This window comes from Streptomyces sp. NPDC059456, assembly GCF_042750055.1.
Lineage (GTDB): Bacteria > Actinomycetota > Actinomycetes > Streptomycetales > Streptomycetaceae > Streptomyces.
In genome coordinates, this window is the sequence record NZ_JBHYVA010000101.1 from 1 (window position 1) to 9,931 (window position 9,931).

General features: G+C 73.5%; 5 protein-coding genes. All 5 read right to left on the reverse strand.

The genetic code is table 11. The features are described from left to right. Positions 1 to 169 precede the first annotated feature (169 nt). Complete coding sequence (locus ACFXA3_RS12150; RefSeq protein WP_385185565.1) at positions 170 to 1,726, reverse strand: SagB family peptide dehydrogenase; 1,557 nt, start codon at positions 1,724 to 1,726, stop codon at positions 170 to 172. A gap of 14 nt (positions 1,727 to 1,740) precedes the next feature. Beyond that, the gene (locus tag ACFXA3_RS12155; RefSeq protein ID WP_385185569.1) at positions 1,741 to 4,014 is read right to left on the reverse strand and encodes a TOMM precursor leader peptide-binding protein; all 2,274 of its coding nucleotides are present in this window, start codon (positions 4,012 to 4,014) and stop codon (positions 1,741 to 1,743) included. 77 nt (positions 4,015 to 4,091) lie between these two features. Then, positions 4,092 to 6,191 carry an ATP-binding cassette domain-containing protein gene (locus ACFXA3_RS12160; RefSeq protein WP_385185572.1) on the reverse strand — a complete coding sequence of 700 codons (2,100 nt, stop codon included), beginning with the start codon at positions 6,189 to 6,191 and terminating at the stop codon, positions 4,092 to 4,094. Beyond that, complete coding sequence (locus ACFXA3_RS12165) at positions 6,188 to 8,410, reverse strand: ATP-binding cassette domain-containing protein (RefSeq protein ID WP_385185575.1); 2,223 nt, start codon at positions 8,408 to 8,410, stop codon at positions 6,188 to 6,190. Before ACFXA3_RS12165 ends, ACFXA3_RS12160 begins: the two co-directional genes overlap by 4 nt. Further along, the gene (locus tag ACFXA3_RS12170) at positions 8,407 to 9,669 is read right to left on the reverse strand and encodes a cytochrome P450 (protein ID WP_385185578.1); all 1,263 of its coding nucleotides are present in this window, start codon (positions 9,667 to 9,669) and stop codon (positions 8,407 to 8,409) included. Before ACFXA3_RS12170 ends, ACFXA3_RS12165 begins: the two co-directional genes overlap by 4 nt. Between the last annotated feature and the right edge of the window lie 262 nt (positions 9,670 to 9,931).

Below are 9,931 nucleotides of genomic sequence, written 5' to 3' on the forward strand. Positions count from 1 at the left end.
CCTCCCGGCCCGTCCCCCCCCCTCGCCCCCCCGGGGGGGGGGCCCCGGGGCGGGCCCCGGCGTCCCCCTGGGGCCCGCCGGCCCCCCCCGGGACCGTGCCGAAGTCGGGTATGCGCGGACCGGACACCGCGGTGTTCGCGGGCCTGGAAGACGTGTCCATGGCCATGGGTCAGCCGTCGTGTCGGTCGAGGAGCAGCCGGGCGGCGTCCGTCCACTGCGGGTCGTTGGCGGCCCGCCAGTCGGCCGGCGGCGCCGTCGGGGAGCCGTCGCGCTCGGCGGCGGGCAGGCTGCCGAGCATGAACTCGCCCACGGAGGACTCCCGCAGGTAGTCGAGGCCCAGCACCCGGGCGGCGAGGTCCGCGTCACCGCTGCCCAGCCCGCACGGCGCCAGCCCCATCGCCGTCGCCACCAGGTACATGGTCTGGTACAGGACGCCCGCGTGCTTCAGGGTGACCGCGTAGGCGATGCCGCGGTACTTCCACGACAGGCGCTGGAAGCGGGAGGTCATGGTCACCAGCACGTCGGGGACGGCGATCCCGCCGGTGGCGACCGAGGCCAGGTACAGCATCGCGGACCGGTCCCCGGCGTCCTCGTTGACCAGGCGCAGCCGGTGGCCGACCGGGTCGTAGTGGTAGACGCCCTCCGCGAGGCCCTCGCAGCGGCGCACGGTGAGGTAGAGCTCCAGCTCGTAGGCGGCGCCACCGCACGGGTACGGCCGGGACGTCGCCTCGTACGGCATCTTCTGGTCCGGCCGCGGCCCGTATTCGGAGCGCACCCGGGCGGTCCGGTAGAGGAACTCGCCGAGCTGGTCCACCGTCATCGGTGCTTCGCCGTAATGGCGCACCGACGTGCGGCCCTCCAGCACCGTCGTCAGGGCCGGATCCGCCGCCAGGACGTCGTCGAGGGCGGGCCGGTGGAGCTCGATGTACGGTCCGGCGGGGGCCGGTTCGACGGCGGGGCGCGGCTCGATCCGGCCCTCGTAGGGGAAGATGCCGCCGAAGGGCTCGTCGTGGCGGCCGGCCCGGCTGCGGGAGTGGAACAGCAGGTCGTGGAAGTCCCACTGCTCCAGCACCTCGTCCTCGTCGGCCGCGAACCGCGCCTGCCCGTCGGCCCACTCGCCGACGTCCACGAAGCCGGCTCCGGCCAGGTGCTCCAGCAGCTCGGCCACCGACTCCGCGGGCACGTCCGCCGGGGCGAGGTCCGCCGCGCGCACGCAGTCGCCGAGGGCGCCGACGACCGCGCGGCTCGCCGGGTCCAGCAGCAGCACACGGTGGGGGGTGAGCGGCGATTCCAGGACGAAGGCGCCGGAGTAGGAGCGGCAGAGGGCGAACTTGGACAGCCGCAGGGGCGCCTGCGCCGGCACGGAGACGGGCCGGTAGGAGGCGGTGCGGCTGGTCGCCTCGATCCGCGCCAGCGGCCGGTCCTGCGCCAGCACGGAGCGGGTGATGAGGAAACCGAGCCGGTCGACGATCCGCAGCACCTGGGTCCGCTCGGCGGGCGTGCACCCGGCGAGCAGGACGGCGGGCGGTACGGGCTCCCCGGCGAGGCGGTGGACGGCGGCGCGGGTTCCGTCCGTGAGGCGGCCCAGTACGAACGCGGCCCAGGGGCTCTGCACGCGCACCCCGTCGTCCTGCGTCGTGACCCGCACCCCCTCGCGGAAGGCGAGCGCCGACCCGTCGGGGCGGGGCTGCCCGCCCGCGGCGGCGAGGCCGGCGGTTTCACTCACGTCTGCGGCAGTGGTCACAGGAACATCCCGATCGGGTTGAGGTCGGCCTCGGCGGTGGGTGCGTCGAGCCAGCCCATGCGCACCGGCACGTCGTACAGCCGGCCGGCGCCGTGACGGGGCCAGAAGTGGCGCAGGCCGGGCACGATCACCTTGACCACCGGGAGGCCGATGTCCGGGCGGGTCTGGTCGAGGATCAGCATCTCCATGCCCTTCTCCTCGACGATCCGCTGTGCCAGCCGCAGGTCGTCGAGCAGGTCGCTGCTGGAGGGGTCGTGGTGGTCGCCCGCCCGTCGCGGTGCCTCGCCCGAGGGCAGCAGGTACGGCTGGTTGGCGGTGGTCGCGGTCCGCCACCAGTGCTGCTGGACGGGGTCGGGGAAGGCGTAGTCGCCGGAGCCGTCCGTCCCGATCGGCAGTACCGCCGGCAGGAACTGGTTCATCTCGGTCAGCGCCCGCGCCACCGCGACCTTGATGTCGAAGTGCGCCCCGAAGGAGATCAGGATGTCCTCGACCGGCTTGTCCACCCGGCGCGAGACCGCGGCGGCCACCGGGATGCCCAGGTCGCTGGTGAGGTCCAGCACCCAGGTCTCGCGGTTCGCCGACCGGTACATCTCGCGCCACTGCGCGAAGTACGGCTCGTCGAAGCTGTCGAGGTCGATGGCGGGCCTGCGCAGGCGGTTGTACCACCAGATCGCCACGCTGTCGCGCTCCACCAGCTCCATGAAGCCCTGCAGGGCCGCGTCCTCGAGGCTGGTGCCCGCGGCGCTGCCGTTGGAGTCCGCACCGGAGAAGACGTAGCCCCGGGGCACGTTGTACCCGTAGAAGAGCGACGCGGTCGGCAGGTAGCGGTGAGTGCCCCGGGTGAGCGACCAGACGGGCGTCCACTCCACGGGCCGGGCCGGATCGAACGGATCGCAGACCCGGTGGAAGTGGGAGTCCCGCCGGTTCCATTCGGCCCGGTCGGCGTACTGCTGCTCGCTGTACAGGTGCAGCTCGTTCGGGGCGATCGCCTGCTCGCCGAGCTCCTCGTACGACGCGGTGATCCGTGCCTCGTCGCCCTGGAACAGCCCCGAGTAGCGCTCGATGGCCTCGCCGAGGGCACTGGCCCGGGCCTGTACGTCGCTCATGCCCTTGCCCGCGCTCATGCTGCGCAGGCCGGCCCGCAGGTCACCGATGTCGGACATGCCGACCGCGAAGTTCTGCCCGGCCGTGTAGCTGTGCAGCCCGTCGATCCCGGTGGGCACCTTGACCAGACTGGTCACCGGTCCCGTCACGGGGCTCACCAGGTACCCGTAGGTGTCCAGCAGTTCCTGCGGGTCCTTCGCGCGGTGGCCGCCGTCCGAGGTGATCCGCTTGCCGCGGCTCTCCGGCACCACCGGCCGACGGTGCAGTTCGGCCTGGAGGGAGGGGTTCCCGCACGCCGGGCACTGCGGGCGGCGGGTCACCGGATGGCGCTCGGAATCCATGGTCAGGGTGTCGAGCGTGAAGACCTCCGCCTGCCGGGGGCCCGGGATGGGGCCCTGCGGACCGCCGAACGCCCCGGCCAGCCACTTGGCCGCCTGGAGGGCACCGAGTTGCATCCCGGTCTGCACGGTCGCCGGCAGGTCTGCGAGCGAGGTGACCGGCGGCCGGTCCCCGCCCTGGCGCTGCTTCAGGTACGAGGCGACCATCCGGTTGCCGCTCAGCCTGCTCGACACGCAGGCCCAGCAGCCGGTGGTCCCCGGCTCGAACACCGGACCGACCCAGAGCGTGCTGCCGATCGGCTTGATTAGCAGCCAGGCCCGTCCGGTCTCCAGCGCGACGCGGTTGAACTCCGCCAGCTCCGGGTGCAGGTAGTCGTCGGTCAGCACGACGGCGAGCGGGCTGTCCGCCCCGCCCACGCGGATTCCGAGCGGCGCGGCGGCCTCGGCGAACCACTCGGGGCGGACGTCGCCCAGCGTGACCAGTTCCACCGGCCGGTCGTGCACGGCCAGCATCGCGGCGTCACCGTCGAGGCCCGCCTGCTCCCAGTAGCCGCCCGACCGGGGCTCCACGGCGGAGTTGACCTCCACCACGTGACCGGCCGAGATCAGCATGTCCAGGGCGCGCTCCACCCGGCCGCCGGGAAAGTCGTCCCCCAGCGCCGCCACGATCTGCGAACGGTCGTGCTTCCCGGACAGCAGGGGAGCCATCCGCTCGATGAGCGCCCCCTGCAGCCGGGTCTGCCCCGACCGCTCGGAAATCAGGTACACGCCGTCAGCGGGCACCACCTCGGCATGGACGAACCGCTTGAACCTGATGACCGTGCGCATGTCTCTCCTCATCCGATGGGTTCCGCTCACGGGCCCTGCCTGCGCAGAACCGGTTTTCATCGCTCTCATCACCCGCGTCACCGCTCCGCCGCGAGCCGCGCCAGTGCCCCGCCGCCACGGGCGAGTTCGTCGTACGTCCCGCACTCCACGACCCGTCCGCCGTCCAGCACCACGACCCGGTCGGCCTCGCGGATCGTGCTCAGCCGGTGGGCGACCACCACCCGGGTCACCCCCAGCCGGGCCACCCGGCGGCTCACTTCGTCCTGGGTGGCGTTGTCCAGTGCGCTGGTCGCCTCGTCGAGCAGGAGGATCCGCGGCCGCTTCGCCAGGGCCCGGGCGAGCAGCAGCCGTTGGAGCTGGCCGCCGGAGAAGCCCGAGTCGCCGTCGGACACCCGGGTGAGCAGGCCCATGGGCAGCCGCCTGATGTCATCGGCGATCCCGGCCGCCTCGGCCGCCTCCCAGGCGTCCGCGTCCGACGCGGCGGCCACGCCGCCGAGGATGACCGAACGCAGGTCGCCGCGGAGCACCTTCGAGTCCTGCGGGACGTAGCCGAGCTGGGCACGGACCGCCTCGCGGTCGAGCCCGGCGAGGACCTGGCCGTCGTACCGCACCTGCCCGCTCCCGGGCGTGTCCAGGCCGAGCAGCAGCCGCAGCAGCGAGGACTTGCCGGCGCCGGACGGACCGACGACCGCGACGAACTCGCCCGGGCGGATGTGCAGGTCGATGCCTTCCAGGGTCGGCCGCTGCGCGCCCGGGTGGGAGAACGTCACGTCCTGCAGCTCGATCTCGCCGCGCAGCACCCCGGGCAGCCGGCTGCCCGGAGGGGTCTCCGGCGCGGCGCGCAGGATCGCCGTGAGCCGGGCGTGCACCGGGCCGACCGCGAACACCGTCTGCAGCGCCTGGTGGAGCGTGCCGACCGCCACCGCCAGCTGCGCTCCGGCGAAGCCGACGGCGATGAAACCGGCCGGTCCCTGACCGGTCCACCAGGCCACCGACAGCAGGACGGCGAGCAGTACGGGCTGGGACGCGGTCAGGAGCGCGCTCGACACCTCGGCGTACCGAAGGCCCGCCGTGTCCGCCGCCTTCTGCCGCGAGAAGACCCGCCACCAGCGGTCGAACACGGCTTGCTCGCACCCGTACAGGTGGATCTCGTCGATGCCGGTCAGCGCCGGGTAGAGCAAGGCCTGGGCATCGTCGACGCTGTCGTGGACGTGCCGGTCGTGTGCCTGCTGGAACCATCCGAGCCAGCCGACCAGGACGGCCAGCAGGAGGGCGGTGCCCATCCCGGCGAGGCCGAGCCGGGGATCGAGGAAGAGCAGCAGGCCGAGCGCGCAGGAGGTGAACACCGCGCCCAGCACGGCGTCGAGGGCGCCTTCGCCCAGCAACTGGCGGAACCGGGTGACCCCGTTGGCGTGCCCGAGCAGCCGGGCAGTGGACTGACGGCGGAAGAAGGACAGGTCGAGACCGAGCAGCCGGTCCCAGACGGCAGGTTCCATCACCGACTGGACGTGACCTTGGAAGTGCACCGCGGCCAGATCGCGCACGCGCGTGCACAGCACCGATCCGCCGACCGCCACCGCCAGGAACAGGCAGGTCCACAGCAGCGCGTCCCCCTGGCCCGACAGGGCGGTGCGCATCACCCGGACCGCGCCCAGCGGCACCCCGAAACCCAGCACCGTGGCGAGCAGCCCCGTGCACAGTGCGAGCGCGAGCGAGCCGAACGCGCCGACGGCGCAGTGGCGCACCAGGCTCCAGCCCTCCGGCGCCGCGTACGGCAGCCGTCGGTGGAAGCGCCAGCCGAAGGGTTCGAGAGCCGCCTGCGCGGACGCCTCCAGCGGAACGGCACGGCCGGTCCCGGCGGGTGCGGCCCGCCAGTGCCGGCGACCGGGCAGCAGCACCACGGGCATGCCGTCACCGGCCCGTTCGGCCAGCAGCGGATGCCGGGGGCGGCGGGTCAGCTCCTCGTCCAGTCGCACCCGGCGCGCCCGCAGTCCGCAGGCGGCGGCCGCGCCGGCGACCGCATCGGGGCCGGGCGGGGCCGTTTCCGGTGCCTCGGGCAGGGCGCCGAGTGCGGCGGCGATCCGGTTCAGCGCCGTGCGGTGGTCCTGCCACACCCGGGCAGGGTCGGTCACCGCGGGGCCGGCCGTCTGCGGCTCGGGCGTTCTCAGGCCGGTCACGCCGCCTCCTGCACGAGCCGGCGGTACGGGCCGTCGGCGTCGACGAGCTCGTCGTGGTGGCCCTGCTGGACGACGCGTCCGCCGTCGACGACGAGGATGCGGACGGCCGACCGCACGGTGCTGAGCCGGTGGGCGACGACGATCGTGGTGACCCCGCGCCGCCTCAGGTTGGCGTCCACCGCGGCCTCCAGGGGGGATTCCATGGCACTGGTCGCCTCGTCGAGCACCAGCACGGACGGGTCGCGGGACAGGGCGCGCGCGAGGGCGAGCCGCTGTCGCTCTCCACCGCTGAAGTTGCTGCCGCCGTCGTGGACGCGTGCCCGGTGGGCTCCGCCGCGCCGGTCGACCAGGTCCTCCAGGCAGGCGTCGGCCAGGGCGGCCCGGATCCGCTCGTCGGAGATGGCGGACTGGTGCAGCGTGATGTTCTCGGCCACCGTGCCTTCGAGCAGCAGCGGACGCTGACTGACGTAGGCCAGCGAGCGCAGCAGCTCGGCGCGGGAGACCCGGGCCGACGGGCGGCCGTCGAAGCGGACCTCTCCCTGCCACGGGTCCAGCGCACCGATGACCAGCCGTGCCAGCGTGGACTTGCCGCTGCCGGTCGCGCCGACGACGGCCACGCGCTCACCCGGCTCGATCCGTACGCTGACGTCGCTGACCAGGGGCGCACGGTTGGGGTCGTAGCCGAAGGTCACGCCCCGCAGCTCCACCCCTCCCTCGAGCTTGGGGACCGTCGGGTCGTAGAACGCATCGCGCGTGTACCGCTCGTCGGGCGCCGCGTGCAGCACGTCGTCGAGCTTCGCGAGGCCGCCGCCGAGCCTGGCCAGGTCGAGGCCGGACCGCGCGACGAGGCCGGTGGAGGCGTGGAACGCCCCCAACAGGGAGATGAAGCCCATGAAGTCGGCGATGTGCAGGTGCCCCTGGCGCACCAGAAGGGCCCCGGAGGCCAGCACGGCCAGACCGGTGAGCGAGTCCAGACCGGCTCCGAACACGGTGTAGCGCCGGGTCGACACGGCCAGCCGGTGCCGGACGTCCAGGTCGCGGGTGTGCGAATCGGCCCAGTCGTCGAAGAAGCGCGACGCGGTGCCCTCCGCCTTGAGCGTCTCGATCATCCCCAGGGCGGCCAGCACACCCCCGTCACGGTCGGCCTGTCCTACGGCCAACCGCTTCTCCTCGGGGGCCGCACGGCGTGCGGCCAGACGCAGGACGAGGGCGCTCAGGCACGCCCCGGCAGCGGCCAGGGCCGTCAGCACCCCGGAAAACATGCTCATGACGACCAGCAGCGGGAGCAGGCCCGCCGCGCCGGCCAGGACCGGGATCACACGGGTCGTCAGCTCCATCGCCGTGGTGTCGGCGAGCTGTGCGCGAGCGGCCAGGCTGCCGGCGAAGCGCCGGTGGAAGAACAGGCCCGGCAGCGCCATCAGGGACGTGAGGAACGCGCGGGACCGGTGGGTCGCCACCAGGGCGAGGATCCGGCTCAGGGCACGCTGCTGCAGCCACACCGCGAACCCGGCACCGAGGGCGACGGCCAGCAGCTGCAGCACGGTGGTGCCGGGACCGTCGTCACCGGTACCCGCGACGCGCAGCATCGCGGCCCGTACGGTCAGCGCCCCGGCGAGCGTGAGGGCCGTGGCCAGCAGGCCGGCCACGACGGCGAAGACCACCAGGGGAAGGTGCGGCCTGAGCCAGCCGCCCAGCATGCGGCCGGGCCCGCCGCGCCGGCCTCCGGTACGGAACTCCTCCGTCGCGGTGAAGGTCAGGACGATCCCGCTGAACGCCTGTGCGAACTCTTCCGGGTCGAGGGTGCTGCGGCCGTCGGCCGGGTCGTTGACGGCGACCTTCCCGCGACGCGTGACACCTTCCAGCACCACGAAGTGGTTGCCGTGGACGAAGGCCACGGCCGGGAGCGGCAACCCGCCCAGAGGGCGGAGGTCGACTCCGGCGCCGGTCTGCAGCCTGACCCTGCGTCCGGAGCCCTTCAGCCCGTACGCGCCCGCCGCGCGGACGATCGCCGCCGCCGTGACCCCGTCCCGGCCCACGCCGCAGACCTCGCGCAGCTCGTGCAGCGGGACGTGCCGTCCATGGGCGGACAGGACGATGGCGAGGCAGGCGGCGCCGCAGTCGTACTCCTCCATCTGCGGCACCTCGGCGGTCCGCACGGCGCCGTGCCGGCGCCGTCCCGGTGCACTGCCGGGCGCCTGCCCGGCGGCGGTCACCGTCACAGCCGTGCCTCGTGGTGGCCGGGGTTGCGGGTGGCGTCCGGACGGCCGGCCAGCCGTACCGGAAGTTCGGCCGGGCTGTTGAAGGCCAGGTCGGTACGCCAGCGCAGCGAGTCCCCGGCCGGCGCCATGCCGGGCGCCAGCGCAGCGAGCTTGCGCAGCACGCTCTCCCCCTCCAGGAGCGACACCGCCGCACCGAGGCAGAAGTAGGGGCCGTGGCCGAACGCGAGCTGGCCGATCGACCGGCGTTCCAGGTCGAAGCGTTCGGGGTCCGGGAACTGGGCCGGATCCAGGTTGGCGGCGCCGTACATCAGGATCACGGTGTCGCCCGCCCTGATCCGGTGCCCGCCCAGCGGGATGTCCTCCTCGGCGAGGCGGGACCCCAGGGGGACCGGCGACATCGCCCGGATCCCTTCGGCGAAGGCGGTACCGGCCAGCTCCGGGTCCGCGACCACCCGCTGCCAGGACTCCGGGTCCCGGAGCAGGCACAGGATGGCGTTCACCAGCCCGCTGGTCATGGTCTCCAGCCCGGTCATGAGGAGCAGGATCACCATGGAGACGAGTTCGTCGTGGGTGAGCCTGCCCTCGTCGCCGCTCTGCCGGGCGAGCCGCGAGATCAGGTCGTCACCCGGCTCGGCGGAGCGCCGGGCCACCAGGTCCTCCACGTAGCGCAGGGCTTCCTGCAGCTTCTCCTCGGCGCCGGACACGGCGCCGGACTGCTCCATCCCCCCGGTGGCTCCGGCGAGCTGGGCCGTGAGCATCTGCGCCCAGTCCAGGATGCGCGGCCAGTCCTCCTCGGGCAGGTCGAGCATCGCGGCGGTCGCCATCACCGGGAGCGGTACGCCGATCTCGGAGACGAACTCGCACACTCCGCGCTCCAGCGGCCCGGCCAGCAGGCGGTCCACGATGTCGTCGATGCGCGGGCGCAGGTGCCGGACCGTCCGGGCGCCGAACTCGGCGGACACCAGCCTCCGCAGGCGCCGGTGGTCCGCAGCCGGCCGGACGGACATGGAGCGCTTGAAGATCTCCCCGAACAGCGGGCTGGCGGCCCACATGGCCTCCGACTGCTCGGGCAGCTTGATCACGCACCGGGGATCGCTCGCGAGTGCGGTGACCAGGTCGAAGCGGGAGACGATCCAGACCGGACCGAATCGCAGCACCGGCGCCTCGACGGGCAGCCGACGGAACAGCTCGCTGTTGTCGACACCTCGCGCGTGCGGGTCGGTCAGGTACTTCCAGGCCGCGTCGGCAAGCTCGGTCATTTCATTCATCCCCTGTCCACGGGATTGCATCCCCGCATTCCCTATTTGCCGCAGGGAAAGTGCGACTCCGCCCGGCGAGAGGGGCGGGTCCCGGCTGTCGTAATTATGTTCACAAGCACGTCCGTGCAGTCCAAGCGAAGTGCGGAAGAAGAATGTCCCGCGACTTCGGTCATGAATTGCCGGGGGCCGGCGGCGCGGGGCGGCCGGCCCCCCCCCCAACCCGCGCACAGGGTCCCCACCCACGACCCCGAGCGGGGGGCAC

Excerpts from the sequence above, each read along its gene's own strand:
- ACFXA3_RS12155 (WP_385185569.1), bottom strand. The coding sequence starts at position 4,014 with ATGCGCACGGTCATCAGGTTCAAGCGGTTCGTCCATGCCGAGGTGGTG.
- ACFXA3_RS12170 (WP_385185578.1), bottom strand. The coding sequence starts at position 9,669 with ATGACCGAGCTTGCCGACGCGGCCTGGAAGTACCTGACCGACCCGCAC.